Consider the following 26,825-nt stretch of genomic DNA (forward strand, 5'->3'; position numbering starts at 1 on the left):
AGGCGCTGCGGCTGTTATACTCGTCGAGAAAGAAAAGGCGTTGGCATGCCGTCGCAACCCTGATGCAGGGTCAGGCGAACATCCCGGCCCGTTGCCAGTAAGTCATGACTACCTTTTCGCCCTGCATAACAGGTAGCCCGGAATGAAGGCTGGCGGGATCTCGGCGGCCCTTTACGTCCACGTTGCGGAAAATCACCGCTGATCCGGGTTGAGGACACACGGTGAGCCCGCAAGACGGGAAAGCGGTGCCGCCGCCCGCTTCCGGGCTTTGCAGATAGACCAACACCGTATTCACCCGCTGCCCGCCACGCGCGGTGTGAACTGCGCCGCCCGCGCCACCAGGAAATGAATCGAAGTGCGCCCGGTATTCCTGCCCCTCACGATAGTGCAGGATCTGCAGACCCTCGCCATTGGCAACGGGCCAGTTGGTGAGCGCCGCTAGCCGGTGTTCGATCCGGTCGATCAAGGCGGTTTCGGCGCGCTTCAGCATCACACCTGAGCTGGTCCGTTCCGGATGGGGCAAATTCTCGCCGCTGGCCTCATCCACAACCGTGGAGCGATGCAGACCCCGATCGTGGGCATAAGCGAGCAACTCGGCACATTCGGCCGATGACAACACGTTTTCGCAAAGAGCGACGGCAGGGCTGGCGAGACGCAGGATCACTTTGATCTCGCGTCCCTCGCACCGGATCATCCCCGTGTCCGGGACAACTGGCAGAGCTACGACCGGCGCCGTCAGGCTGGGAAATACCTGCGCGATGCCAGTTGCAAGAGCTGCCCGTGCATCCGCCTCATTCCATCCGGCGGCAATCATCCGGACTTGCATGTCCGCCGGATCGCAGCCAGCGGAGAGGTTGCTGGCGATCCATTCCTGCCAGCTTGGCTCAGATCCTTGCATCTCCTCCCTTTCGATCGGACTGGTTCCTGCGCGCCAAGCTTATGGTCCCGCGCGCAGGAACAGCTGGTTCAGAACCCGAAATGGAGCGAGGCGCTCACCGAGAACGGATTGCCTCCGGCGTTGCCCACGGTCTTGTGCGCCGAGAGGGAGAGCACGCCATTGCGTCCGATCCGCTGGTCGATGTCCGCGCCCAGGCGGGCATGGTCGCGGTCCACCGCATAAATGCCGCCCGTGCCACCCATGCCCGTGCCGATGATCTGGAATGCCGGACCGCCGTCGAACCGGTCGAAGCGGTGGACATATTCCCCGCGCAGACGCAGCGTGGTTGGCTCGGCTAGGGCGAAGCGACCGGTCAGGCCAAGGCGCCCTTCCGAAGCCTCGTCAACCGAGCGGCCGACAGTGACCGGGAAGCCGCCGCCAGTTTCAGTATAGCCATCAACCGTCACCTGGCTCCAGGAATAGCTGATCGTCGGGGTCAGTCCGAAGCTGTCGCTTCCCACCATGTCGAACCAGTCAAGCCGAGCGCGCAGGGCAACCCCGCGGGCATCGGTAGAGCCGGTGCTGGTGTCGGTGTTTGCACCATTGAGGTAGTTCCGCCGCAGGTTGACGTTCCAGTCACCATAGATCGCCGTCGCGCTCAGCACGGCACCGCTCTGGCCGAGCCGCAGGTCGGCCTCGGCCACGCCGTGCCAGCCTTCCAATTTCTGCTTGCCGCCGAGCGTCAGGTCGGAATCCGACCGGTCATAGCCGATCCCCGCCCCCAGCCGCAGCGGGCCGGCATCGACGCAGGCGCCAGCTTCGGCCAACACGGAGTCGGTGTCGTTGCGGCCATCGCGGCGATAGTCCAGCACGGTCCACGCGCAGCCGCGGCCCGGCTGTACATAGTCGGTCAGGATGCGGTGATGTGCACCCCACATCATCAGCCCGAGGCCACCTTGCAGCGCGCGGTTGGGCGCCGCCTGCATCACTGTTGCGCTGAAATCGTCCAGACCGATGACGCCCGTGCCCGGTGTCGGCGTCGGCGTCGGAGTGGGTGTCGGCGTCGGAGTGGGTGTCGGCGCCGGAGTAGGTGTGGGCGTCGGAGTAGGTGTGGGCGTCGGCGTGGGCGTCGGAGTAGGTGCGGCCCCGGCTACGCGGGCAATATAGCCTTGCTGGTGTCCGTTGATGAGCCCGTAGCCCACGACGACATTGCCATCGTTGCTGACGCCAACAGCGTCTTCATAGCTGTTCAGGCCGTTGTTAACGCCGCTCGCAGCCAGCCAATCGGCTACCGTCTGTACGTTATTACCGGCCCAGCGCACTGCAAAGGGCAGGTTGCCGGTCACCCCTTGAACCGTCACGGGCACCAGCGCCTCGCCTACGATCACCGTGCCATCCATGTTGACCGCGCTGGCAGTCGACCTGACCTGGTTGGGAACCTTGGGCAGCGCGATCATCCCGGTGTCCTGTGTCCACTTGGTGGCGATCCAGTAGTCGTTCCGGTTGACATCATTGCCGGTGATCGCGGTGCTCTCTCGCGCATAGCCAACCACGGTGTTGCCATCGCCGGAAATGTCGTTGGCGTAGCTGCCGCCCAAGACCGAATGCTGCGCAATCGTGCCGAGCGATTGATATCCGCCGGTCCGTGTCCAGCGCCCGGCGTATCTGACATCGTCAAATTTTCCGTCGACAGCTGTCACTATTGTTCCCCGACCTTGGAGGACGGAGAAGGCCGAACCATCGTGGGAAAGAGAGTTGACCAAAAAGGTCTCGGGTAAACCCGAAGCCGACGTGGCCTCCAGCACTTCGGGGGCTCCGCCCTCGGTCCAAAGCGCCACCGAAGCAGCGGCCGTCGTTCCGGCGACGACCCGGCCATCGCCGCTGACCGCGACGGCCTTATACCACGCGCTGCCATCGGGGTTGGCAAGAACCGTGGGGTTGCCGTTTATCCACTTAACGGCGACGTATCCGGTCGTATCGGTGACCGAGGTCGGCGCTGCATGTCCGACCACAACGGAACCGTTCGCGGATATTTCTTCCGGCATTACCGAAGCGTATCCCACCGGATTGGCAAGCTTCGTCGCGCCGGTGGAGGTAAAGACATAGGCTTCCCGCAGGACTTTTCCGCCGACAATTTTCTGATCATACCCTAGCGCCGAGTTCCCGTCGCCCGAGACATCGACGAATCTCGCGCGACTTGAGTCGCTTTGGATCCCGTTCTCGAATGCGTCAGGGCTGCCGGAAATCTGCTCAGACCCGGTGAGCGGGCCAAACGGCCCGGTGGGAATAGGAGTAGGTGTCGGCGTAGGAGTAGGCGTAGGGGTCGGGGTGGGAGTAGGTGTCGGGGTAGGCGTGGGCGTTGGTGTCGGAGCGGGTGTTGGCGTCGGAGTAGGTGCGGCCCCGGCTACGCGGGCAATATAGCCTTGGTTGTGTCCGTTGATGATACCGTAGCCCGCGACGACATTGCCATCGTCACTGACTCCCAATGCCTCCTGGTACATGTTCGTACCGCTGGCCACCCCATTGGCGGCCAGCCATGCCGCAACCGTTTGCGCATTTCCGCTGGTCCAGCGCACGGCATGGGATTCGTTGACCACGAAGGTGCCGATGGTCTGTCCGGGAACGATTGCCTCGCCTACGATCACGCTGCCGTCGGCATTCACGGCAGTGGCAACGGATGCGAGCTGGTTTGTCAGCTTTGGCAGGGCGACCATGCCGTCCGCCTCGGTCCACTTGATGGCAATCAGGTTGTCGTCTTTGTACAGATCGTTGCCCATGATGCCGCCCTGCTGCGACGAGCCGACGATCGTTCCGCCATCGGCTGAAATATCGTTCGCGAAGCTGGTCGCGAGGGCGGCGGAATGGCTGGCAAGAACGCCCAGTTCGACAAATCCGCTGGCGCGGGTCCAGCGCAGGGCCTGGACATTGGGGCCAACCGGAGTGGCGCCCGAATATTGCTGGCCGCGCCCACCGATGGCGGCGATGACCGAGCCATCTCTCGAGATGCCAGTAATCTCAGCATTGAAGGTCATGCCATTCTGCACGGGACTGAACGTGCCGACTTGCAGCAGTTGTTCGGGGGCGGCGGTGCCCGTCCACAGGATCGGGATGTTGAAGCCCGATATGCTTGCCAGACCACCGATCACATTGCCGTCACCGCTGACCGCAACCGCCCTGTAGTTTCCCGCGCCGGTGGGTTGGGCGAGGATTGTGGGGGTGCCGTCAAGCCACTTTACGCCAACCATGCCGCTGAAATTCGTGCGCGCGGTCGGCTTGGCCTCGCCGACGATCACCGAGGCATCGTCGGAAATCCCGGCGGCCGTGAAATGGAGGTAACCCGTGGGCGCCATCAGGCTGGTGGCACCAGCAGGGGTGAAGACCCAAGCCTCGCTTACCGGCAGATTGTTGACCAGCTTGTTGTGAAACCCGATGACCGTCGTTCCGTCTCCGGAGATATCCACGAATTCCACGGTATTGCTGTCGCCGTTCGATCCGTTCTCTGCCGAATCCGGACTCCCGGGAATCTGCTCTGAGCCAGTCACCTGTCCGAACGCAGGTGCAGGCAATCCTGCCAGCAGGACAATTGACCCCAACGTACCCACAATTGCGGTCGTGGTTTTCAATAGAGCATTGGTTGCAAACTTGCCGGTCATCTTTGAAAGTGTCCCCTTTAGGCGCCCGCGCGCGCAGTACCGCGAGCCCATCCGTGCCTAACTGGACTTTGAGAGAGGATGCACCCCCTGTTCAGGGGGGGCTAACGCGGCGGACGCAATTCACGGAAAAGAAACAACACTTCCAATCCCCGGTACAGTCATTTGTCGGCTTTTCCGCCATAAGACAGGCCAAGTTGGGCCGCATGCCACGACGCTTCGGCCCGGCTCGAAATCCCCAGCTTGCGGTAGATCACCTTGATATAGCCCGAGACGGTATTCTCGCTGAGCATGAGCTGCGCGGCGACTTCGGCATTGCGCATGCCGCGTCCGATCAGGGTCAGCACTTCCAGTTCGCGCGACGTCAGGTTGACGGTTTCGCCTGCTGCCGGCCCGGTCCGCCGAAAATGCTCCATGATCCGCCGGGCAATGGAGGGAGAAAGCGCGGGCACCCCTTCCTTGATCTGCTGCAATTGGCGGATGATGCCTTCGCGTATCTGCTCCTTCAGTAGATAGCCCGAGGCGCCAGCCGAAAGCGCGCCGACGATAGAGCTGTCATCGGCCATCGCGGTGGTGACGATGCAAATGGTGTCGGGAAAGGCCGCGCGCAGGCGGCGCAGCACGTCCAGTCCCGACCCGTCTGGCAGGCGCAGGTCGATGAGGGCCAGGTCGAACACTTGCCGATCCATTGCGGCGAGCGCATCGCGCACGCTGGATGCGCCTGTCACCCCGCAGCCCGGAAAAGCCTCGACTGCGATCTCGCCCAGCCAGTGCAGCGTTTCCGATACATCTTCCAGGATCAGCACGGATTTCATGCAGGGACGCCTTTCAACGGAAAGCGCACTTCGATCATCGTTCCGCGCATCCCCATGGCCGCTCCGCGCGAAACCGTCATCGTGCCGTGAAGCGCAGTCGCGCGTGAGCGCATGTTGCGCAGACCGTTGCCCGCCGGCGCGGTGTCAGGATCGAAACCCTTTCCATCATCCGCAACCATCAGCACAAGACCTCCCGTCGTATCCCCCAGGCGAATGCCGACCGTCGAGGCCTCGGCATGACGCAGCGCGTTGCCTACGGCCTCGCGCAGGATCGAGCGCATGGCGGCCACCGATTGCGGTGGCAGTTCCGCTTCAGTGTCGACCTGCCAGACCAGTCCAATGTCAGCGGATGACAGCAGGTCGGCAATCTCCACCCTGAGGTCCGCCATCAGCTCGGCAAGGGTCAGTCGCTCGCCCGCGCTGTTGTTGATGATTTCCCGGAGGTCCGCGAGCGTGTCGCGGATCAGTTCATCCTTGCGCGCCGGATCGCGGCTGTGCAGCGCGCCGAGCAGTTGTACGCCGATATTGTCGTGCATGTCGCTGGTTATGCGCTGGCGCTCTTCGGCAACACCTTTTTCGTGGGCCAAGCGGCTGGCGATGGCGTGATCCAGCATCGCGCACAGTTCGCCCGCCCTTGCCTGCTCACGCGATGAGAACAGACGACGACCGTGCATGGCATGTACGAGCCGAAGCGGCGGCAGCGCCCCGGTGGCGGGGATGGCAAGGGCTGCGCCTTCATCAATCACCGTGGGCTTGGCAATCGCTTCACCCGCCACGATCTTCAGCGGCTGGAACACCCGCTCGAGCAAGGCGCGCCAGCGGACCATGCGTTCCGCCTCGCCCTCTGCGAGCGCGATGGCGAGCATGTCCTGGAAACTTGCCTTGCCCTCTCCGCCACGACGGAACAGCTTGCGCGCAATCATATCGCGCAGGGGCAGGTAAAGGAACGCGACCAGCACCAGCGCCAGCCCGAACGCCGGCGCGCGTTCCAGCGCGATCCACGAGATGAGCGCCGCGTCCACCGCGATCAGCAAGGCGGCGCCGGTCATGTAGAACAGGATGCGGAAGGCCCAGCGGTCGAGATCGAACAGCCGGTACCGGGCGACGCCGATGGCCATGCCGGCGTGGATCAGGAGGAAAAAGGCAAAGGCATAGCCCTGCGGCAAGCCGGGCATCAGCCCGATCAGGCTGGGGGCGATGACTGTGAATACGAAAGCCCCGGCCCCAACTGCGACCGACAGGCTGAACCAGCGCACCACCGCCCGTGCGCCGGGGTCGCCACGCGAGTGCCAGTACTGTAGCGCCGCTGCCAGCAGGATGCCGATCATCTCCAGCATCGTCGGCAGGTGCGAGCCGGCAGGAGGTCCGTCGAACACCTGCATGGAGTCCGCCAGCCACCAAGCCCCGAACAGTACGAACGGAGCCCATAGCCAGCGGGCCAGAACCAGGGGCGTGGGATATCGCAGCAGCAGCGCGATCATCGCCGCGCCAAATAGCAGCGCGCCGCCATGGTTCATCACCGACAGGCCACGGAACAGGCCGCCATCGAGGGCGAGTTCCCGGGTGCTGTAAAGTGCGGCTGGAAAGGTGAAAACAAGAATGCCAAGGCTGGCCAGGGCGAACAGGCGCGCGGCCGGATCGTCACGTCGCAGCGCCCAGACCCAGCCGCCGATCAGAAAGCTCGACAGGCCGACCAGCATCTGCACCCAGAAGGCGGGGGGAAGATCGCTGAGTGGCCGCATTCTTGCGGGTGAAACCCTCGTTTGTCGCAGCGCGTTGCCGTCCATTGCCTCGATCGAGACACTCTGGCCGCTCACTAGCCCGACAAGCGCGGACTGGCGGGCAAAGAAGTGCCGCATGTCGGCATAGGTTGCCAGCGTGTCCGGCTCTTCGATCAGGTCGCCGGCCTCGATCGCAACTCTATGTCCGTCATTTCCGCGAAGGGCCGTAACCTGCGCCGGGCCGGTCAGGGATCGATCAAGGCCCGGCGCAGGCGCCGCGTGGATGGCGCCGGTTTCATCGGCGGCGAACGTCACGCCCAGCCATGGACGGCTGATCGCCAACTGAATCAGGACAGCGCCGGCCATCAGTCCGGCCAGAACCAGCCCGATCATTACAGTTGCCAACGACAGTCGCGCGATCATGAAAGTTATTCGCCCCCCGATATTACTGCCTCGGTTGCCAGACTTAACGGCGGCGGGGATTCGCGCCACCCCCTGAACAGGGCATTCGCACAAGACGCTATCCTCTGAACCGGGGGATGGGTCCGGTGGCTTGTGGCTCGCCGTATTGCTGCCCGTCGCAACCGTGTTGCTGTGCACCTATGGCTTGACCGATATGGTCCCTGAAGCACGTATTGCTTCAATCCTATCCACCTCTGACGTTTTGAGCGCTGCTGCATTGGTTACAGCTGCGCTGACCGCTGGAGGAGCAGACAACGTCTCAGCTGTAGTGATTAGCGTGCCAGCGTGATCTGCAGCCATCAAGGTCCGCATGTGGGCCGGTTGCCGATTGGCGGGTCTTGGCCAGAAGAGGGGCTGAAGCAGTAAATCAGCTTGCAGGCAGCTTTGGCAGGCCAACTCGTGTCTCAATCCGGGAGATGGACGGATCGCGGGTTTCAAGCTCAGGCCCGAGCCCTAATCGCCGCTGCGCGAGGCGATAGGCTGATAGCACCCTTCGCCCCAATCACCGGAGGTCTGTTACGGCCACGTAAAGAAGAAAACAGCCCGTCACGAGCATCAAGGCAAACACGGCCGTCATCACCCAGAAATAGAAGGGCTGTCTATCTGCGCGGACGTATATCCATCCCGACTTGTCGCGCAGGTGCCGGTTCCGGAGCGCCGACCACAAACCTTCCAGTCCGATAATAACGGACAGCACTCCAAGAAGAAACTTCATGTTAAAGGACGTCCGGAGGCCGATCCAGCCGCAGCAGCGGGAATATTCTCCGCCTGGGGCAGCGTCAGGTAGCTATCTCGACAGACCTCTTCCATTAACCGGCCTTCCATCTCGAGCCAGTGTGGGGACCGAAACCCTGATTCAGAGACCCGCTTGTCATATAAGTCACCATCCCGAAAACGCTCCTGCCGAACCCTCCGGAATTGCGACGTTTCGCAATCATACTCGTTGAGAAAAGCGTCAGTCAGCAGGGAACCGTCCAGCGTCAACCGGACAGACCATGACCAAGCCGTTCTGACGTGCTGTGCGGTCTGGTCTGGCGCCGAGAGATAAGCTCCCCAGCGGTCATGCTGGCTGAGAACGTATACCTGTTCGGCAAGCGGCGCCGACTGCGGCCCGGGGGAAATCAGGAGTGTCGTCGCAAGGACTACCGTCGGGATCATAAGACACTCCACGCGGCGGCTCCGGAACCGCCGAGGGCGGCTGTAGCCATGTTTCAAAGGCGTCGTCAGGGCCGGGGCGGCGAGCTGTTGGGTGAGGCAGGCCTGAATCCGCCGGTGGCCACGTTCCATTCGAGGGGGACAGCCGCGCAGAACCCACCAGCAAGACACCGCGGACCGTCGAGCAGCCATGCGGGCGCGCGGTCTACCTGAAAAGACGGCCAGCGACCCGGCGCCGCAGCAAAGGCTCGGGAAGCGCCGTCCGTCCCATTGGAGACCCAAACTTCATAGCCATAGTCCGAAGCGGCTTGGCCCTTACAGGCGCTAGGCGCTTCAATAACCCAGTCCCGCTGGCCGTCTCCGTTCAGATCCGGTGTTGAAGCGACGGCGGGGTAGGAGATGTTAAACTCTTCGGGGTCGTCAGCGTTGCCACAGGCGCGACGCCCGCCGAGATGGCGGTCGACCACTGGTGCCGGGATGTTGTATGGCAACACGGGCCTCCCATCACTGTCGCCAAGATCCACGGTCTCCTCGCTAAAGCCGCTTACGATAGCTTCGCCATCGGCGTTTGGACGCTCGGAAAGACTGCGGGCGACCGGGTCCCAGGCCCATGCGAGGCGACATACTTCGCGGGGGGACGAGCAGTTCAGGTGGTGAAACGATGCCTCCAGTCGGACTTCGTCCCCGATATTCCGAATAACCAAATCCCAGGCTTGACGGTCAAACACGCGCATGAAGTGATCGCCGTCGCTGACGTACAGGCTGTGGCGACAGCCTCCTGTTCCGCAGAAACGTTGGTCCTCCGGCCACCGGATTAGCCAGTCCAAGACCCCATCCATGCTGACATCAACTGGTATAAGCACGCCGGGAGGCGTTTCCGTCAACAGGGGCGAACGGTTGGTAGGGTCCTCGATATCGAACGATGCACGGTTCAGTTCGTCCAGGACATACCAGCTGAATCCGGAAGGGGGCTCCTGCGCAAGAACGACGGTCGGCGCCAAGGCGAGCCAGAGGCCTGCAAACACGGCCCTTCCCGGTTGGCCTAAGACCATTGAGTTCGCCATCCCCCTAAACAACCCTCCGTTACAAGGATGGGCGATCCCCCACCGACATGTTGCTAACTGAACAGGTCGTCACCTCTTGGGCTTGCTGCCCATGCCCACTCTCTGGCCAGACGCTGGTGCAACCGTCTGCGGAATGCCCAGACGGCGCATGGCCTGCTGCACCTCGTCCATAGCCAGGGTATCGAGGGCATCCTGGAAGCCCAGTGCCGCAGCCGCCTGCAGCAATTCGATCCCGCGCTGCTCGTTGCTGGTGATGCCGGCCTCTCCCACAAAGGTCATTTTGCCCAATACGGTCAGCGATTGTGGGTCGTTCTGTGCCGCGCCCAACTGCACATAGCGTAGGCCTTCGGGAACATTTTCGGGCACGCCCTGTCCCAACATCAGCGAAAGACCGTAAGCACCCTGCGCCTCGGGATGGCCCAGGTCAGCCGCCCGGCGAAACCATTCCAGGCCAGACGCCTCGTCCTGCGCCACGCCTTGCCCGGTCATGTAGAGCTGACCCAGAAACGACATACCACCCGGATCGCCCGCTTCGGCGGCGCGACGAAACATGGCCACGGCTCCCTGCAGGTCTTGTGTGACGCCGCGCCCAACAAACATCATCCGCGCCAGTTCGGTCATCGACGGGCCGTGGCCCTGGTCAGCCGCGAGGCGGGCATAGTGGGCTGCGCGTTCCCAGTTCTCCGCGGTTCCCACGCCCAGTTCGTAGACGATGGTACCGAGAGCAACCTGGGCAAACAGTTCGCCCGCATCGGCTGCCCGCTCCAGGTTGGCCACGGCAACAGGATCACGCTGCCCATCTTCCAAGCCGCTGAGCCGATAGAGCCCGTTCAGTCCCGCGCCGTATGAACTGCCTGCAGCCGCCGCCCGGGCGGTGGCGTCAAGCGCCAGCGTCCGATCCTGCGGGCCGCCGATCCCCTCGTGCGCAAAATAGCCTAGGTTGGCCAGCGCCTCGGCATGGCCGCGTTCGCCCGCGGTGGCAAACCAGCGGCGCGCCTGGGCATCGTCCCGTGGGACGCCGGCATATCCGGTGTAATAGAGCCGGCCGAGGTTCCACGCACTTTCGGGATTGCCGCCTTCTGCCTCGGCGAACAGCCGAGCCACCACCTGTTTGGACGTTTCCTGCTGATGGATGATGTACGTGCGGCGATCGACCACGGACTGCGGTCCCCCGCTTGACTGATTGCCGCGGCCAAGCGCAGCCGCCAGCCCGTCCAACGGCGTGCCCATGCCACCCGATCCGGACGAGGAAGACGAGGGGGACGAGCCGCTGCCCAGCGAACGCTGCTGCTCCAGCCCGGCCTGGAAGGCCCGGTCGGCTGCAGCGCGATCATTGGCGGCGTCTTGCGCCCGCATCGATGCCATCATGCGCTGGCGGTTGGCCTCGTCGTTGGCGGCGCTCCACTGCGCTTGCGTGGCCTGCGACACGGCGAGTAGGCCGACTGTCAGCAGCGCATGCAAAAATCGACTGCTAGCCACTGAAGGGCACCCCTGGGCCTACCGGGCCGTTGTGGTTCTGACGAATGCTCATGATGAACTCCATCGCGTCCTTCTGCTGCACAAAGAATTTGCAATATTCGGACAATTCGGGGTCGGATGCATAGCTCTTGTCGCGCAGCGTCGCGGCGAATTTCGCGGCAAGCGCCGCCATCGACGACTCTTCGGCGGCAACCGGATTGGTCCACAAAAGGCGGTTCTTACTCGGCTGGATCGCTACGCAGGCGCCGTAGCCCGACCGGGCATGGGCGGGGGTTGCCGTGAGCGCCATCGCGAGGGTGGCGGCGGTCAGTAGGATGCGCATTAAAGTTCTCCCAATCAGGAATGTGCGGTGGTCCTTAGAGATAATCAGACAGGACTTCCCGAAACGAAATAAACCACTCATAAATAAAAAACTGGCGGTGCGACGGAATCGCACCGCCAGAGCTACCTTCAAGAAGCTCCATCGCTGAAGCACCTTGGAGGCCGGGTCGCCCCTTCATAATGAGCTGTCCGCTCACCGCCGCACACCCCCCGAACGGGGGGGGCAAAGATAATATCCCACGCCTCGGGTGATCTGCCCCCTTCTGAGTGGCCCAATTTCTATTTCAGAATTGGCCATGAAGGAGGAATGGAATGGCAAGGAAGCACAAGGCCTTGCATCTCGGCACCGACCTCATGTTCTTTTACGAAGGCGGCTGCAAACGGCGGCGGGACACGCGCTCCATCTATCACCTTTAGTTTACTGTAAGGCTACCGCACGCCTGCGTGCTCGTTCGGGCTCAGAGGCCGGGTCTGTCCCTTGGCGAGATCGCCGAGCGACACCCCGCCGATGGCAACGCGCACCAGCCGCAGCACATTCGCGCCGCGCGCGGCGACCATGCGCCGAACCTGCCGGTTGCGCCCTTCGGTCAGCACGATCTCGATCCAGCTCGACCGCCCGGAGGTGCGCAGCAGCCTCACCGATGCGGCGCTGAGCCGCTCGCCGTCATCCTCGACCGGTTCGGAAAGGGCAGACACCAAACGCTCGTCCGCGGCGCGGTCGATCTTGACGTGATAGGTCTTCGTGACGCCCGAAGCTGGGTTCATTAGCCGTTCGGCCCACTGGGTGTCGTTGGTGAGGAAAAGCAGCCCTTCGCTCGCTTTGTCGAGTCGGCCAACCGGCGCAAGAAACGGCAGTCCTTCGGGAAGGCAATCGTAGACCGTGCCGCGCTGTTGTGGATCGCGCCGCGTGGTGACGGTCCCGCGCGGCTTGTTGAGCACGAGGTAGATCTTGTCCTGCGCGATGATCTTGCCGCCATCGACAGCAATCACCGCCTTGGCCATGTCGACCCGCAGGCTGGCACTGCGGGCCGGCCTGCCATCAACCAGCACCCGCCCGGCCTCGATCAGGGCCAGGGCCTCGGTTCGCGAACAATGTCCCAGCTTCGATAGCGCGCGCGGCAAGCTCACGGTAGATGCCGCATGGGAAGGCGGCCGGACGCGCCGGGTGACAGAGCGCATGGCGCCCTGCCTGAAATCGTGACGGGACATGGTCTGGTTCCGCCTTCCGAAGCCGCATTTTCGGGAAGGAGCATGGCTGGAACGGAAATATGCAGAAAGCGTGGCACTGCGCGGATATCCTGACCCCGGGCAGCCGCAAGTGCGCCCGGGGCTAGATGCCCGCGATTAGTCTGCCGGCGCGCAATGCGCGGTGGTAATTGCCATCCGTCATGCGGCCCTCATCGGCCCGTCGACTGCAGAATCCACCCCCAGTTCGCGCGAAATGGAATCAAGCGCCCCAGTTTGCTTCATGATGTCTGCAATGTTCATCGTGGCACCTTTCTGTAAAATCGCCCGGACGCAGCCTGACGAGGACAATCAGAGGTAAGATGCCTTGCTAGCACTACTTTGGCATAATTTGAATTTTGCGATTCCCTTGAGGCGATTTCCCTGATTCATAGGAAACCAGCTTTCTGGGAGGCTGGTGATGGTAGAAGACTGGCGTGGCGATCTGGAGGAATGGCTGAAGCCATTCCTCTTGGCTTTGCGGCATAAAACCCGAATGCGGCTGTGCCCTGCGTACATTGCGGGTCTGATCGGCCCGGGTGACCGCAAGAGTGTCCAGCCGATGGCGGCGCGCGATAGCGAGTTTGGTTATGACCAACTCCATCATTTTGTTGCTGAAGGCGTGTGGGAAAGCGCCCCGCTTGAGGCTATTCTCCTGAAAGAAGCCGACCGTCTTGTGGGGGACGAGGCCGGATATCTTGTCATTGACGACACAGCGTTGCCGAAGAAAGGCAGCCATTCGGTCGGGGTGGCGGCGCAGTACGCCTCTTCGCTTGGCAAAACATCGAACTGTCAGTCACTTGTTTCAGTCACTCTGGCATCGCGGGAAGTGCCGGTTATGGTGGGCCTGCGTCTCTTCTTGCCCAACAGCTGGACGGATGATGTTGATCGTATGGATCGGGCCCGTGTCCCGCCAGAACGCCGGGTCGCCCTGACAAAGCCGGAGATCGCGATTGAGGAAATTGATCGTGTCATTGCCTCTGGTGCCCGGTTCGGCTGTGTGCTGGCTGATGCAGGCTATGGGTCGAGCGGGCCGTTCCGCCAAGCCTTGAGCGAACGGGGCTTGCTGTGGGCAGTGGGCATATCCCGGCGCCAGAATGTGTATCGAGCGGACGTCGGACTGATTTTCCCGAAAGCTGCGACCGGAAATCGACGCAAATACCACGTGCCTGATGATGTTGCCGTTTCTGCCGAAATGATGCTGGCCGATGCAAAATGGCAGAAAATCAGTTGGCGGCGCGGGACTAAAGGCCAACTGACCTGCCGATTTGCTGCTCGTCGCGTCCGGGTGGCGGATGGCCACAGGCATCGCATGGGTAAAGTCGGATTTCTTGACGAGGAGGCGCTGCTTTTCGGCTTCGCGTTGATAGACCTGCAGCAGGTCGTTTGCTGTGATGCGACGATTTCCTGCGCGCGGCCCCATGCGGCTGGAGCCGATGCCCTTACTTCGGCTGCGAAGGCGATGATCGAGCAGGCGGCGGACGGAGGCGAGCTTCTTTCCCTTCAGCTTACCGGTCTCGTAAGCCTCCAGCAGCAGGTTCTGGGCTTCCTCGGTTTCGGCGCGAGCGACCTCGATCGCCATGGTGACGGGGATCAGGCCGGTTTCGACCGCGGCCAACAGCCGTTCCTCGCCGCGTTCGAGCAACGACACCACCATGCTGACCCACGAGTTATGGACACCGATCTTCCGGGCGATGTCCGCTTCACTGTACCCGCGCTTCCGGAGCTCACCGATCTCGCGCATGACGTCGATGGGGCGCTGCACCCGGCGGGCAATATTCTCGACCAGGCTCATGACCAGGCATTCGTCCTCGGCCGCCTCGATCACAACGGCCGGGATCTCCGTCTGCCCGAGCATCTGAAAGGCCTCGAGGCGACCTTGCCCGCATACCAGGTCGTACCGGGGGCCGCCGGGCCCCAGGCGTCGGCTTACGGTAATGGGGCGCTTAAGGCCGATCGCTTCGATGTTGTTCACGATCTCTCGGTGCTGCCGCTTGTTGCGCGAGCGCGGGTTGAGCACGGTGATCCGGGAGATCGGGATCATTTCGATCTGCTGGGGGCGTGATTCCGTCATCAGGCGGCCTCCGCGATGCGCACTGGGGCGGCGATGTCATAGAGGTAGTCGAGGGTATCAAAGCGGTAGGCGTCGAGACTGAGGCCATTGTCTTCGGCCAATCGCACCCGGTCGGACGCGACATCAAGGCGGGGGAACAGGTAGAAATCGAGCGGTGCCCGGTTGTCAGTGTCCATGCGCACGACAATGGTGATGTCGGGCATGACCGAGGTATCGAACCGCAGCTTCCAGCGCAGCAGCCCAGTCGACGTGGTCTGGCACCTGGCGATGACGACCGACAGGCTGAATTCGCCGTTGACGATCACCCGGTCGGTCTCGAGATCCTGCCAGGCTTCGCTGCCCTGTTCACGCAAACCGTCGAGCACTTGCCGCAGGACATCGGGACGTAGCTTGCGCAGGTCCCGGTTGATCGCAACGTAGCGGTAGTCCCGGTCCGGGGTGAACCCGACCAGGCTGTAGGCACGCAGGAGGCTGCCGAACCGGGAACTGTACGCGCTGCTCGATGGCAGACCGTCGCATTCGTCGATGATGATGCCGGACAGCAGGCCCTTGCTGGCGTAGAGGCCCCGAAGCGCTTCCAGCATTTCCTCGTCGGACAGGCGGAACGAGCGCGCCGTGATGATCGAATGGGCCGCCTCGAACAGTTCCCGTTCGACGATCCCCTCGAATGCGCCCTGTGACCTGATCCACATGTCCGGGGCGTTGCGAACCCGCTTCTTCTTCAGCTTGAACGAGCGGCGGTTCCAGACATTGTCGCCGACATACTTCTCGTTGATCAGGAGCTGGTGGACGGTGCCGCGCGTCCATGGGCGTTCAAGGTCGGTGAGAATGCCGCGGGCGTTGAGTGCCTCGGCGATCTCGCGCTCGGTCTGCCCATCATGGACGAAGGCTCGGTAGACCTCCTGCACGACGGCAATTTCCTCGTCCGGCCCGGGTGTCAGGATCACGCGGTCGGTCTGCAGGCTCTTTTGCTCACCGCGGCCGAGCACCGCCTTGGTCGCGCCGTGTTCACCGATCAGCGTCCTGCGCAGGCCGAAGCCAGCGGGGCCGCCCTGGCGGTAGCCTTTCTCGATGAGCCGCCCCTGGCCGGCAAAAACCTTGACCGAGAGCTCTCGGCTGTATTCGCCAGCCATGGCCCGCTTGAAGCCCTTGAACATGGTGCTCATCGGTGAGCCGTCATTCTCGAACTGTTCGGCGCAATAGGCGATCTGGATCCCGGCACGGCGGCAGATGTATTCGTAATAGGCGCTTTCGTCGGCGTCCTGGAAGCGGCCCCACCGGCTGACATCGTAGACCAGGATCATCTCGAAATCGGCAGTGCCGGATTCGACGTCGGCAATCAGGCGCTGCAGCGAAGCACGTCCGTCGATCGACAGGCCGCTTTTGCCGTCGTCAGCATAGGTGCTGACGATCTCAATACCCCGCGAGGACGCATAATGGCGGATCGCATCGGCCTGGTTCTCGGTCGAGTATTTCTGGTGATCGGTGGACATGCGGACGTATTCGGCGGCCCGCAGGGTTGGGGCCTGCGTGTCCTTGTCGGGTTGATCGTCCTCGTCCTGCCCGTTCCTCAAGCGTCGCCCTTTCCGGTTCAGCCGCTGCAGCAGTCCAGGGCATCCACCAACTGCAGCCCGAAGAGCACCTCTGCCTACCGTTCCGCTCGCACGTGAATGTAGCGGTGGAAGGAGCGGAGGATGTTGCCGAAAAAGGGCAGAATGTTGCACCCTTGGAACGGGCTGGCAAAGTCAGCGAAGGACTATGCGGAACAGATCGCGGACGCCTTGCGCCGCGAGCATGATGAGACCCACCGAACGGTGAAAACCATCATGCGCTGGACTGGCGCCAGCGAGCGCAGCGTGAAGAACTGGGTGAGCGGGGTTTCCGGTCCAAGCGGTTATTTTCTAATGAGACTTTGCATAAAGTCTCCGACTGTTCGTGAACTGGTCCGGCAGTTTCTGGCCGACATGGATCCGTCAACGGCACCGGCAGAAGCACTCCCGAATGGCACGGCTGCGTCATTCGCGAACGGCCCGGCCGGGTCAGGATCTGGAGCCCAATTGGGCCTCTTCAACGGCGTTAATGGTGACACGAATGGTGACATTAATGGTGACATCCATGTCACCATTAATTTGCCGCTGAACGAGCGCCAGGAGTGGCTGCTGGCGCGAGTCGCGCAGGGCGACCGATGCACCGTTGAAGACGTCGTCCTGCACTGGCAGGTCAGCATCCGCACCGCGAAACGCGACATTGCCAACCTGAAGGACAGAGGGCTGATACGATATCTGGGCCGCCATCGGCGGGGATTCTATGTGGCAAGCCGACAAACCTAGCCGCGCGCGACCACCGGCGGGCCGACGGAATCGGCCCTCTTGAAAAAACACCACAGTGGTGTTATCAAGGGCAATGACCGAGAAGCGAAAGCCGACCTATGACATTGAAGCGGTCAAAGCCGTTTTCTCGACGGTCGAGAAGCTCAATGTCACAGGTTCCGCTCTGAGAGGAGCAGCTCCGCTTGGTTTTGGCCGAAGCGAGATCGTCGCAACCATCCAGACGATCGAGCGGCGCCATTTTTATAAGTCCATGACATCCTTTGCTGATCATCGGGTCTGGCAGGATGTCTACCACGTTCCCTCGGAACAGGGGGCTTTGTACGTCAAATTCACGGCCGATGCCGTGACCGAGTTTTTGCTTCTGTCGTTCAAGGAGAAGGGCAATGACTAACCCCACCTGCCCGGAAACGGGCCAGCCGATGTTCCGCGACGTTCGGCCGATGACCATCACCTACAAGGGGCACGAATCCACCTTCGACATGCCCGGCTGGTATTGTGATGCAAGCGACGAGAGCATTCACACCGGTGACGACATGAAGGTTTCCGATCGGGCCCTGAACCGGCTCAAGGCGCAAGTCGAGGGCCTGCTCGAGCCCGAAGCGGTGCGCCGGATTAGGAAGCGCCTGCACCTCACCCAGAAGGATGCTGGCCGTCTGATTGGTGGTGGGCCCAACGCCTTCCAGAAGTACGAGAGCGGCGACGTGGTTGTCAGCCATGCGGTGATGAGTGCCCTGCTGCTGCTCGACAGGGATCCGTCCGGCCTATCAGTTCTGAAGCAGAGGGTGCATCGGAAGGAGGCCGCATAGGCCTCTTGCGATTGCCTTTCCGCAATTGCCGACCGCAACTTTTCGCAGGCTCACTGCCTGTTTAGATGCCCTTCGATGAGAGAGTTCGTCCGCAAGCTCTCTCCCACCGCCAAGATTTTGATGTCCGTATCGTATCGATCGGTGCCCTGCCCGAACGATCGAAGTCCCTCCCCCTTCATTCTCCCCCATAAGGAACCTGCCATGCTATTCCTCCAGGAAGCTGCGGCACAATATCACGAGCGGATCATCTGGATCGGCACGACCACCGGATTGCCCGACGCCATCCTGCACATCCATGCCGGGATGTTCATTTTTCTGGCGGCAAGCCTGCTGACGGGGCGATCCTTCGATCGCCTCCTTCCGTTGCTGACGGTCATTCTGCTGGCCGGGGGAAATGAGTGCCTGGATCGCATCCATCTCGGCAATTGGAATTGGCCGGACACGAAATCCGACCTGATCAACACGATTGCGTGGCCGCTCGCCATCTATGCAACCGCCCATCTACACCGGATCATCCGATCGGCCCTGAAGCGAAGCGCGAGGGCAGACGGCCCGGCCGAAGCGGCGGCGGAAATCTAGGGCGTGATCGGGCTAGAGCGACGTGCGCTTAATCTGCAACGCCCCTTGTCCGTTCGTGTCGAGCGAAGTCGAGACACCCATCGGCCTTGCGCTGCCCCGATGGGTGTCTCGACTTCGCTCGACACGAACGGGACGGTGGATCAGATTTAAGGCTCGATGCTCTAAAACCGAAACACCAGCTATCCCGTCATCCCCCGAAAGCCGGGATCTCGCCGGCGCGCCAGAACGACAGGGTGAGATCCCGGTCTTCGCCGGGATGACGATTCTGTCCGAAACGATCATGTTCCGGATCGCCGTCATTCGGCGGGGCCGTGCCGCCAATATTCGCCTCGTAAACGACGGCGGTGGCGCGCCTTTTTGACGGCGCCCATCACGCCATAAACGATCAGCGCGATCAGAAACGCGGCCACGATCGCTGCATAAAGATATCTGTGTTCCACCGGGTAAGCTCCACGAACTTTCCCCCCCCCCGTGCGAGAACGCCTATATCAATTATGTTTCAGGATAGCGAATCTGTCGGCCTGATTCCTATACCGGGTTGGCGGAATAGCTGGATTTCGCCCCGAAGGGATGAAGTGTCAGCAAATCGCCAGCGCCGCCTCCAGATCGCCCAGCAAATCCTCCTCGGCCTCGAGACCGACCGAGACCCGGAGCAGGCCGGGACCGATTCCCGCCAGCGCCCGGGCTTCTTCGCCCATGTCGGCATGAGTCATTGTCGCGGGATGGACGATCAGGCTTTCGACCCCGCCCAGCGATTCGGCGAAGGTGAAGACGCCAAGCGCGGCGATCAGCCGCTTCACAGCTTCGACGCCGCCCGCCAGCTCGAAGCTCAGCATCGCGCCGAAACCCGATTGCTGGTGCGCCGCGAGCGCATGGTCGGGATGGCTGACCAAACCCGGATAGTGGACCGCCGCAACTGCTGGATGACGGCTTAGCATCTCGGCGATCGCCATCGCATTGCCCTGCTGCGCGCGCATCCGCGCGAACAGGGTGCGGAGGCCGCGCAGCGTCAGCCAGGCGTCGAACGGCGATCCGCCGCAGCCGACGACATTGGCCCAGTGCGCGACGCGCTCGAACCGCACGGCGTCAGCGGCGATCACGGCGCCGCCGATCACGTCGGAATGGCCGTTCAGATATTTGGTCGTCGAATGGACGACATAGTCGGCGCCGAGCGCGATCGGCTGCTGCAGCGCAGGCGACAAAAAGGTATTGTCGACCGCGACCGCCGCCCCCGCCGCTTTTGCGCGCGCCGCAAGCGCGGCGATGTCGACGACGCGGAGCAGCGGGTTGCTCGGCGTCTCGATCAGCAGCAACGCGGGCGCCTCGGCCAGCGACGTCGCGACCGCAGCGTCGTCGCGCTGGTCGACAAAGCGCAGCGATACCTGCCCCAGCGCCTCGCGCGCCTTGAGCAACCGCATCGATCCACCGTAGCAATCGTGCGGCGCGACCACGCGCGCGCCGACGGGAAGCTGCGACACGATCAGATCGAGCGCCGCCATCCCGCTCGACGTGACGACCGCCCCGGCGCCGCCCTCCAGCTTCGCGAGCGCGCTCGCCAACAGGTCGCGGGTCGGGTTGCCGGCGCGGCCGTAGTCATAGGCGCGCGGCACCTCGAACCCCGCGAATTCATAAGTGCTCGACAGATAGAGCGGCGGCGCGACGGCGCCGAAGGCCGTGTCGCCCGCAACGCCGTGCGCCGCCGCGATCGTCTCGGGTCGAAGCGAAGGGTTCGGCTTGTCCATGGCGTCTTCCTGTCTCGATGGGATGTCGCGGGCCTGTTGCGCAGCCTGCCGGGGTTCGACAAATGCATATTCTTCATGGCTGACGCGCGAAATTTTGCCGTCAAACCGCCCCATCGGACGAAGGCCCGTTCGCATCCAGAAAGGCGGCGGCGCTGTCGATATTAACCCGGTGGCTTTCCAGCATGTCGCGCAGGTCGGCATGGAGCGCGTCGTCGCGGACCCGGCGCATCAGCTCGGCGAGCTTGCGCACCACCCATGCCTGGCCGCGATTGAGAAAAGCGAGGCGTTCGATCGGGTCGGCAATCGCCATCGCCTTGCCGCGGAACGCGCCGCACCTGCGCGACGGGGTGCCGCCGAGCCGCCGGATCTGGCGCGACAGCATCGCGCACCAGCGCGCTTCGTCGGCGCGGACCGCCCGCATCATCGCTGCATGGTCGGCGCTCACCGCATCGTCGACGCTCGCCAGCGCGACGCGCGCGCCCGCACGTTCGGCCTCTAGCAATTCGTTGAGCGCGGCCACTATCTCGTCGCGCGGCGCATAGCCCATATAGACGTCGTCGGCTTCGGCGCCGTAGCAGACCGGCGAGGCGCGATCGCCGCTCATGCCGCCTCCGCCGCCGCCGCGCGCAGCCCGCGCCGGATGCGCTCCATCACGCCCGCGTCCGCCGTCGCCGAATGGACGACATGCGCCGAATAGGAAAAGGCGGGGCTGTCGGCGACGATCGCCAGCCGCCCCTCGGCGAGATGCGGCCGGATAAAGCCTTCGCGGAAATAGCCGCTGCCGCCGGTGGCGAGGATATAGTCGAGCGCGAGCGGCCCATAGTCGATCGAGACCACGGCATTGGGCTGTTCGGGAAAGGCCGAACGATAGCCCGCGGCGAAATCCGCGCCCCAGTCGATCGCGACATGATCCTCCGCCGTCAGTGGCCAGTCAGTGGGAGTCGTGCGAACGAGAACGAGCTTCTCCTCGAACAGCAGTTCGGCGACGACGCCCGGCAAGGGCGGCGCCGCGTAGACAACCGCGACATCGAGCGACCCCTCCTGCACGCGCTCCATCAGCCTGTCCGAGGTGTCGATCGACGTGCTGACCGCAATATCGGGGCATTCGCGGCGCATCCAGAGCAGCCAGTGGCGCAGCAGCGGGCTCCACAGGCTGAGCTCCGCGCCGATCGTCACCACCGTGTCGCGCCCCGGCGGCAGCGCGATCGCGCGCCGCGCGCGGTCCCAGACCTGGACCATCGTCGTCGCGAAGCGGAGGAATTGCTCGCCCGCCGGGGTCAGCCGCGCGCCCGCCTTGTTGCGGATGAACAATGGGCGGTCGAGTTGTGCTTCGAGGCCGCGGATGCGCGCGCTGACCGCGGTCTGGGTGAGGTTCAGATTGGCTGCGGCGCCGACAAAGCTGCCGGTTTTTACGATCTCCAGAAAGGTGCGCGCGACAGCGACATCCATATCGATTTTATTTCTGAACCGCCCATTGCAATCAATTTCTTGCTGCATCCTAGGCGCGGCGGCGCCGTCTGGCAAGGCGGCTTGGCGCCCGTTGAGCGGGTTCCCCGCCGCCGGTCAGGCGGCGAGCAGCACGTGGCGATAGGCGCTTTCCTCGAACGCATGGCCCGCGCCCGTCGCGACGCAGGTCAGCGCATTGTCGGCGACGCGGACGGGCAGTCCGGTGGACTCGGCGATCGCTTGGTCCAGCCGCCGCAGCAACGCGCCGCCGCCGGTCAGCGTGATCCCCTCGTCGATGATGTCGGCCGCGAGTTCAGGCGGCGTTCCCTCAAGCGCGGCGCGCACCGCGCTGACGATCTGCGACACCGGCTCGGCGAGCGCGTCGGCGATCTCGGCCTCGGTCACCGCCACCTCGGACGGACGGCCGTTGACGAGGTCGCGGCCTTTGACCGCCATCGACAGGCCCGCGCCGCCGGGCGCGACCGCCGAGCCGATGGTGAGCTTGACGCGCTCGGCGGTCATTTCGCCGATCATCATATTATGCTTCCGGCGGATCGACGAAGCGATCATGTCGTCCATCTTGTCGCCGCCGACGCGCACCGAATTGCTGTAGGCGACCCCGCCGAGCGACAGCACCGCGACCTCGGTCGTGCCGCCGCCGATGTCGACGACCATCGTGCCGAGCGGCTCGGTGACCGGCAGCCCGCCGCCGATCGCGGCGGCGAGCGGTTCCTCGAGCAATTGCACGCTCACCGCCCCCGCGTTCGATGCCGCGTCGCGGATCGCGCGGCGCTCGACGATCGTCGAGGCGGTCGGCACGCAGACGACGACGTTGCTGCGGCGGCGCAGCCGGGTCGGACCGCCGAGCGCCTTGTCGATGAAATGCTTGATCATCTGTTCGGCGACTTCGATGTCGGCGATGACGCCGTCGCGCAGCGGGCGCAGCGCCTCGATATTCGAGGGAGTCTTGCCCATCATCAGCTTGGCGTCGTTGCCGACGACCTTGACGCTGCGCACGCCGTCGCGGGTTTCGAGCGCGATGACCGACGGTTCGTTGAGGACGATCCCCTGCCCGCGAACATAGATGACGGTGTTCACGGTCCCGAGGTCGATCGCGACGTCATGGGCGTGGGGCGAAAAGCGCTGGAGAAAATTCATTGAAGGGGCGGCACCTTGGAAAAGAACATGGACCTGGAGCCAACGGTCCCGCCCCCCGGCCTCCCGCCCTCTCCATCCGCCGGGCATGTGGAAAGCCGGGCGCAGCGTCAATTGCGCGGTGAGGCAGGCCGTGGGTTTCCCGCGCCTGACCGATGTTTGCGCAGCCCGCTGACGCCACACGGCGCGCGCTTTACCCAAAAGGCCGCCGGGGCGACCGAAATATAAGGGAAATGGTGCCCCTGGCCGGACTCGAACCAGCACTCCTTGCGGAACTCGATTTTGAGTCGAGCGCGTCTACCAATTTCACCACAGGGGCCCCCGCGCCTGATCCATCAGGCGCTAGGCATCTTTATGCGACCGGTGGTCGCAATCAAGACGGAGCGTGCCCTAATGCGCCGCCCCTGCCCTTGCCAAGCTATTTCTTGAGTTCCTTCGCCAGCGTCTTCGCCGTCGCCTTGCCATAGGGCGGCTTGAAACCCGCGAGCCCCGCGACGTCGATCTTGGGCTGGCGATAGACGGCGCGTGCGTGGCTGAAGGTGCGGAAGCCGTCGATCCCATGGTAATTGCCCATCCCCGACGGCCCGACTCCGCCGAAGGGCAAATCCTCCATCGCGTTGTGAAACAGCACGTCGTTGACGGTCACGCCGCCCGAGATGGTGCGCGTCAGCACGCGCTCCTCCTCGCTCTTGTCCTGCCCGAAATAATAGAGGCCGAGCGGGCGGTCGTGGCCGTTCACATAGTCGATCGCCTCGTCGATCGACTTGTAGGTCTTCACCGGCAGGATCGGGCCGAAAATCTCCTCCTGCATCACCTTCATCTCGTCGGTGGCGCCGCGGACAATATGGAGCGGCATCTTGTGACCGTTGGCGCTCGCGAAATCCTCGCCCGCCGGATTGACCTCGATCACCTCGGCGCCCTTTTCGCGCGCGTCGGCGAGATAGCCCTGCAGCCGGTCGAAATTCCGCCCGTTCACGACCGAGGTGTAGTCGTCATTCTTGAGCAGCGTCGGATAGAGCGCCGCGACGCCCTTGCTGACGCTGTCGATCACCTCGCCTTCCTGATCCTCGGCGACGAGAAGGTAATCGGGCGCGAGGCAGATCTGCCCCGCATTCATCATCTTGCCGAGCGCGACGCGCTGGCCGACGAGATCCTTGTTCGCGCTGCGCCCGATGAAGGTCGGCGACTTGCCGCCGAGTTCGAGCGTCACCGGCACCAGATTATCGGCGGCGGCGCGCATGATATGCTTGCCGACGCTCGTCGCGCCGGTGAAGATCAGATGGTCGAACGCGAGCTTCGAGAAGGCGATGCCGACCTCCGCATCGCCGGTGAACACCGCCATTTCGGTCGCGTCGAAATAGTCGGGGACGAGCCGCGCCATCAGCGCCGACACATTTTCGGTGAATTCGCTGGGCTTGATCATCACGCGGTTGCCCGCGGCGAGGATGCCCGCCATCGGCACGAAGACCATACCGATGGGGAAATTCCATGGGCTCACGACGCCGACGACGCCCTTCGGCTGATAGACGACCTCGGCCTTCGCGCCGAGCAGGCCGAGCGGAAAAGTGGGTTTGCGCTTCTCGCCGCGCGACCAGGCGGCCAGATGTTTCTTCGCATGTTTGAGCGCGCTGACCGAAGGCATGATGTCGGTCATCAGCGTCTGCTCACGGCTGCGATGCCCGAAATCCTCGCTCACCGCCTTGGCGAAATCCTCGGCATGATCGACGAGCAGCGCGATCGCGCGGTCGATCCGGTCGGTCCGCACCCCCAGGCTTTCGGGCATGGCGGCGGTAAAGCTCGCCCGCTGCGCCGCGAGCACGTCGCCCATGCGCGCCGTTTCGCCGGCGATATCCTGCTTGATGGCGGTGGCCATGACCCGTCTCCCCTAAGAATTGCGGCGATGTTTGATCATGGCCGCGAGCGCGTTGCAAGATGAAACCTGCACGCGACGCAATCCGGGGTCGACGGCGGGACACCCGAGCCGTGTGAAACGCGGACGATCGGGAAGGCGACCGGTCGCGGACAAGAAATCCTCCCCGGCACGGGGAGGGGGACCACCGAAGGTGGTGGAGGGGCAGGTGCGTCATGGCGCGCCTTTTCCGGACCAAAGCGTAAACCGAGGGTGCCCCTCCACCATGCTTCGCATGGTCCCCCTCCCCGTGCCGGGGAGGATCGGCTATATCCGCTCCCCACCCCTTTCCAGTCGTTCATCGCGTTACGGCGACAGTGCCCCCCCCAAAAAACGCCCTCGCGGCAAAATCTCTTTCCTACAATATCCCGCCATGCTTCAAGGTTGCGGATGAACGGCACCCTTCCTGCCCCGGCACGCGATCCGCCCGCCTGTCCGCCGCCAGAAAAGCCCGACGGGATCGTCATTGGACTGAACTTTACTGAACTTTGACGCGATGACGGCGCCAAGGCTCGCCCCCTCCTCTCGAAAGAAACGCGCGCTGGGAGATGCCCCCTCTTTCGCAGGTGCAGCATTTCGGCTAATCCATCCGCCGAACCTCTTTCCCTTACGGAGTCTCCCGCCATGACCGCCACCGATCCCGTCGTTTTCCTGTCCTATGCCCGCACCCCGATGGGCGGCATGCAGGGCGTGCTGTCGGACGCGAGCGCGACCGATCTCGGCGCCACCGCGGTCAAGGCCGCGGTCGAGCGCGCGGGCGTCAAGGGCGACGATATCGAACGCATCTATATGGGCTGCGTGCTGCCCGCGGGCCTTGGCCAGGCGCCGGCGCGGCAGGCCGCGATCAAGGCCGGGCTGCCCAAGTCGGTGCAGGCGACGACGGTGAACAAGGTCTGCGGTTCGGGAATGCAAACCGTCATCATGACCGCCGAAGCGCTCGCCGCGGGCAGCATCGACCTCGCCGTCGCGGGCGGAATGGAATCGATGACCAACGCCCCCTATCTGCTCAAGAAGCACCGGTCCGGCGCTCGCATCGGGCACGACACCGCCTATGACCATATGTTCCTCGACGGGCTGGAGGACGCCTATGAGGCGGGCCGCGCGATGGGCACCTTCGCGCAGGATACCGCCGACGCCTACCAGCTCGGCCGCGAGGCGCAGGACGATTATGCGATCGAATCGCTGAAGCGCGCGCAGGCGGCGATCGCCGACGGCGCCTTTGCCGCGGAGATCACGCCGGTGACGCTGACCACGCGCAAGGGCGAGGTCGTCATCGACACCGACGAACAGCCCGGCAAGGGCAACCCCGACAAGATCCCGACGCTGCGCCCCGCCTTCGCCAAGGACGGCACAATCACTGCCGCGACCAGCTCGTCGATCTCCGACGGCGCCGCCGCCGTGGTGCTGACGCGTCAGTCGGTCGCGGAAGCGAAAGGGGCAAAGCCGGTCGCGAAGCTCGTCGCCCACGCCGCGCACGCGCAGGAGCCCAAGGATTTCACCATCGCCCCGGTCGGCGCGATCAACAAGGTGCTGGCGAAGGCCGGCTGGTCGATCGGCGACGTCGACCTGTTCGAGGTCAACGAAGCCTTCGCCTGCGTCGCGATGTTCGCGATGCACGACCTCGGCATCCCGCATGACAAGATCAACGTTCACGGCGGCGCGACCGCGCTCGGCCACCCGATCGGCGCCAGCGGCACGCGCATCATCACGACGCTGATCGCCGCGCTCCAGCGCCACGGCAAGACGCGCGGCATCGCGAGCCTGTGCATCGGCGGCGGCGAAGCGACGGCGGTCGCGGTCGAGCTGGTTTAATATCCCGCCATCCACGCGAAGGCGGGGACCGCTGACGGCCTTGTGCTATGCCGATAGCGGCCCCGCCTTCGCGGGGACGACGATTGTGGGAAAGTTCCGGATTCCTGCCGCAGCCTTCCCCCATCCCGCCGCAATCTCGCGACAGATTGCGACACTCATGACCTCAAAATAAACGCCGCATTCCGCTTCGGTTCAAATCGAATC

General features: G+C 63.6%; 20 protein-coding genes, 1 tRNA gene and 2 pseudogenes. 6 read left to right on the plus strand and 17 right to left on the minus strand.

The annotated features are described in order from the left end of the window. Positions 1-70 precede the first annotated feature (70 nt). The 8 genes from ACVENA_RS11300 to ACVENA_RS11335 form a co-directional block, all read right to left on the minus strand. Entirely contained in the window at positions 71-898 is an 828-nt protein-coding gene (locus ACVENA_RS11300) for a 2OG-Fe(II) oxygenase (RefSeq protein WP_449325472.1), read from the minus strand. 68 nt (positions 899-966) lie between these two features. Continuing rightward, complete coding sequence (locus ACVENA_RS11305) at positions 967-4,530, minus strand: autotransporter domain-containing protein (protein ID WP_449325473.1); 3,564 nt, start codon at positions 4,528-4,530, stop codon at positions 967-969. A gap of 158 nt (positions 4,531-4,688) precedes the next feature. Beyond that, on the minus strand, positions 4,689-5,342 hold the full coding sequence (locus ACVENA_RS11310) for a response regulator (protein WP_449325474.1): 654 nt from the start codon (positions 5,340-5,342) through the stop codon (positions 4,689-4,691). Beyond that, on the minus strand, positions 5,339-7,486 hold the full coding sequence (locus ACVENA_RS11315; RefSeq protein ID WP_449325475.1) for a sensor histidine kinase: 2,148 nt from the start codon (positions 7,484-7,486) through the stop codon (positions 5,339-5,341). The genes ACVENA_RS11310 and ACVENA_RS11315 overlap by 4 nt, the downstream gene beginning before the upstream one ends. Positions 7,487-8,748: 1,262 nt before the next feature. After that, positions 8,749-9,681, minus strand: coding sequence for a hypothetical protein (locus tag ACVENA_RS11320; RefSeq protein ID WP_449325476.1), 933 nt, complete (start codon positions 9,679-9,681; stop codon positions 8,749-8,751). 132 nt (positions 9,682-9,813) lie between these two features. Further along, the gene (locus ACVENA_RS11325; RefSeq protein ID WP_449325477.1) at positions 9,814-11,205 is read right to left on the minus strand and encodes a tetratricopeptide repeat protein; all 1,392 of its coding nucleotides are present in this window, start codon (positions 11,203-11,205) and stop codon (positions 9,814-9,816) included. 10 nt (positions 11,206-11,215) lie between these two features. Then, positions 11,216-11,545 (minus strand): hypothetical protein, encoded by a 330-nt coding sequence (locus ACVENA_RS11330; protein ID WP_039337648.1) that lies wholly within the window; start codon positions 11,543-11,545, stop codon positions 11,216-11,218. A gap of 428 nt (positions 11,546-11,973) precedes the next feature. Then, entirely contained in the window at positions 11,974-12,753 is a 780-nt protein-coding gene (locus tag ACVENA_RS11335; protein ID WP_449325478.1) for a pseudouridine synthase, read from the minus strand. A gap of 399 nt (positions 12,754-13,152) precedes the next feature. Between ACVENA_RS11335 and ACVENA_RS11340 the strand changes: the two are divergent. Beyond that, positions 13,153-14,125, plus strand: a pseudogene (locus ACVENA_RS11340) (IS701 family transposase); the annotation flags it as partial. Positions 14,126-14,140: 15 nt separating this feature from the next. Here the strand turns inward: ACVENA_RS11340 and ACVENA_RS11345 are convergent. Then, a pseudogene (locus ACVENA_RS11345) lies at positions 14,141-14,842 on the minus strand (plasmid partitioning protein RepB C-terminal domain-containing protein); the annotation flags it as partial. Beyond that, positions 14,842-16,335 (minus strand): recombinase family protein, encoded by a 1,494-nt coding sequence (locus tag ACVENA_RS11350; protein ID WP_449328932.1) that lies wholly within the window; start codon positions 16,333-16,335, stop codon positions 14,842-14,844. The gene ACVENA_RS11350 and the pseudogene ACVENA_RS11345, both read right to left, overlap by 1 nt. A gap of 201 nt (positions 16,336-16,536) precedes the next feature. Between ACVENA_RS11350 and ACVENA_RS11355 the strand changes: the two genes are divergently transcribed. The 4 genes from ACVENA_RS11355 to ACVENA_RS11370 all read left to right on the plus strand — a co-directional run bounded on the left by ACVENA_RS11355 (position 16,537) and on the right by ACVENA_RS11370 (position 18,557). Beyond that, positions 16,537-17,172 carry a DeoR family transcriptional regulator gene (locus ACVENA_RS11355; protein ID WP_449325479.1) on the plus strand — a complete coding sequence of 212 codons (636 nt, stop codon included), beginning with the start codon at positions 16,537-16,539 and terminating at the stop codon, positions 17,170-17,172. 73 nt (positions 17,173-17,245) lie between these two features. Further along, positions 17,246-17,563 carry a type II toxin-antitoxin system MqsR family toxin gene (locus ACVENA_RS11360; protein WP_449325480.1) on the plus strand — a complete coding sequence of 106 codons (318 nt, stop codon included), beginning with the start codon at positions 17,246-17,248 and terminating at the stop codon, positions 17,561-17,563. Then, the gene (locus tag ACVENA_RS11365; protein WP_336927648.1) at positions 17,556-17,978 is read left to right on the plus strand and encodes a type II toxin-antitoxin system MqsA family antitoxin; all 423 of its coding nucleotides are present in this window, start codon (positions 17,556-17,558) and stop codon (positions 17,976-17,978) included. The genes ACVENA_RS11360 and ACVENA_RS11365 overlap by 8 nt, the downstream gene beginning before the upstream one ends. A 201-nt stretch (positions 17,979-18,179) precedes the next feature. Next, positions 18,180-18,557, plus strand: a complete 378-nt coding sequence (locus ACVENA_RS11370; protein ID WP_449325481.1) for a hypothetical protein — start codon at positions 18,180-18,182, stop codon at positions 18,555-18,557. 296 nt (positions 18,558-18,853) lie between these two features. Here ACVENA_RS11370 and ACVENA_RS11375 read toward each other — a convergent pair whose 3' ends face one another. The 7 genes from ACVENA_RS11375 to ACVENA_RS11405 form a co-directional block, all read right to left on the minus strand. Beyond that, entirely contained in the window at positions 18,854-18,997 is a 144-nt protein-coding gene (locus ACVENA_RS11375; protein WP_449325482.1) for a hypothetical protein, read from the minus strand. 138 nt (positions 18,998-19,135) lie between these two features. After that, positions 19,136-20,299, minus strand: coding sequence for a cystathionine gamma-synthase (gene metB, locus ACVENA_RS11380; protein WP_449325483.1), 1,164 nt, complete (start codon positions 20,297-20,299; stop codon positions 19,136-19,138). Positions 20,300-20,399: 100 nt separating this feature from the next. Then, complete coding sequence (locus ACVENA_RS11385) at positions 20,400-20,903, minus strand: DUF6306 domain-containing protein (protein WP_449325484.1); 504 nt, start codon at positions 20,901-20,903, stop codon at positions 20,400-20,402. Next, the gene (locus ACVENA_RS11390) at positions 20,900-21,748 is read right to left on the minus strand and encodes a LysR family transcriptional regulator (protein ID WP_449325485.1); all 849 of its coding nucleotides are present in this window, start codon (positions 21,746-21,748) and stop codon (positions 20,900-20,902) included. The genes ACVENA_RS11385 and ACVENA_RS11390 overlap by 4 nt, the downstream gene beginning before the upstream one ends. Positions 21,749-21,862: 114 nt before the next feature. After that, entirely contained in the window at positions 21,863-22,903 is a 1,041-nt protein-coding gene (locus tag ACVENA_RS11395) for a rod shape-determining protein (protein WP_449325486.1), read from the minus strand. A 231-nt stretch (positions 22,904-23,134) separates the two neighbouring features. Then, positions 23,135-23,219, minus strand: a tRNA-Leu gene (locus tag ACVENA_RS11400). A gap of 99 nt (positions 23,220-23,318) precedes the next feature. Next, the gene (locus ACVENA_RS11405; protein ID WP_449325487.1) at positions 23,319-24,773 is read right to left on the minus strand and encodes a coniferyl aldehyde dehydrogenase; all 1,455 of its coding nucleotides are present in this window, start codon (positions 24,771-24,773) and stop codon (positions 23,319-23,321) included. A gap of 660 nt (positions 24,774-25,433) precedes the next feature. Between ACVENA_RS11405 and ACVENA_RS11410 the strand changes: the two genes are divergently transcribed. Further along, positions 25,434-26,621, plus strand: coding sequence for an acetyl-CoA C-acyltransferase (locus tag ACVENA_RS11410; protein WP_449325488.1), 1,188 nt, complete (start codon positions 25,434-25,436; stop codon positions 26,619-26,621). Positions 26,622-26,825: the final 204 nt, after the last annotated feature.

The organism is Sphingopyxis sp. 550A (genome assembly GCF_053569535.1).

Excerpts from the sequence above, each read along its gene's own strand:
- ACVENA_RS11300 (WP_449325472.1), bottom strand. The coding sequence starts at position 898 with ATGCAAGGATCTGAGCCAAGCTGGCAGGAATGGATCGCCAGCAACCTC.
- ACVENA_RS11305 (WP_449325473.1), bottom strand. The coding sequence starts at position 4,530 with ATGACCGGCAAGTTTGCAACCAATGCTCTATTGAAAACCACGACCGCA.
- ACVENA_RS11310 (WP_449325474.1), bottom strand. The coding sequence starts at position 5,342 with ATGAAATCCGTGCTGATCCTGGAAGATGTATCGGAAACGCTGCACTGG.
- ACVENA_RS11315 (WP_449325475.1), bottom strand. The coding sequence starts at position 7,486 with ATGATCGCGCGACTGTCGTTGGCAACTGTAATGATCGGGCTGGTTCTG.
- ACVENA_RS11330 (WP_039337648.1), bottom strand. The coding sequence starts at position 11,545 with ATGCGCATCCTACTGACCGCCGCCACCCTCGCGATGGCGCTCACGGCA.
- ACVENA_RS11335 (WP_449325478.1), bottom strand. The coding sequence starts at position 12,753 with ATGTCCCGTCACGATTTCAGGCAGGGCGCCATGCGCTCTGTCACCCGG.
- ACVENA_RS11350 (WP_449328932.1), bottom strand. The coding sequence starts at position 16,335 with ATGTCCACCGATCACCAGAAATACTCGACCGAGAACCAGGCCGATGCG.
- ACVENA_RS11355 (WP_449325479.1), top strand. The coding sequence starts at position 16,537 with ATGTTGCCGAAAAAGGGCAGAATGTTGCACCCTTGGAACGGGCTGGCA.
- ACVENA_RS11360 (WP_449325480.1), top strand. The coding sequence starts at position 17,246 with ATGACCGAGAAGCGAAAGCCGACCTATGACATTGAAGCGGTCAAAGCC.
- ACVENA_RS11365 (WP_336927648.1), top strand. The coding sequence starts at position 17,556 with ATGACTAACCCCACCTGCCCGGAAACGGGCCAGCCGATGTTCCGCGAC.
- ACVENA_RS11370 (WP_449325481.1), top strand. The coding sequence starts at position 18,180 with ATGCTATTCCTCCAGGAAGCTGCGGCACAATATCACGAGCGGATCATC.
- metB (WP_449325483.1), bottom strand. The coding sequence starts at position 20,299 with ATGGACAAGCCGAACCCTTCGCTTCGACCCGAGACGATCGCGGCGGCG.
- ACVENA_RS11385 (WP_449325484.1), bottom strand. The coding sequence starts at position 20,903 with ATGAGCGGCGATCGCGCCTCGCCGGTCTGCTACGGCGCCGAAGCCGAC.
- ACVENA_RS11390 (WP_449325485.1), bottom strand. The coding sequence starts at position 21,748 with ATGGATGTCGCTGTCGCGCGCACCTTTCTGGAGATCGTAAAAACCGGC.
- ACVENA_RS11395 (WP_449325486.1), bottom strand. The coding sequence starts at position 22,903 with ATGAATTTTCTCCAGCGCTTTTCGCCCCACGCCCATGACGTCGCGATC.
- ACVENA_RS11405 (WP_449325487.1), bottom strand. The coding sequence starts at position 24,773 with ATGGCCACCGCCATCAAGCAGGATATCGCCGGCGAAACGGCGCGCATG.
- ACVENA_RS11410 (WP_449325488.1), top strand. The coding sequence starts at position 25,434 with ATGACCGCCACCGATCCCGTCGTTTTCCTGTCCTATGCCCGCACCCCG.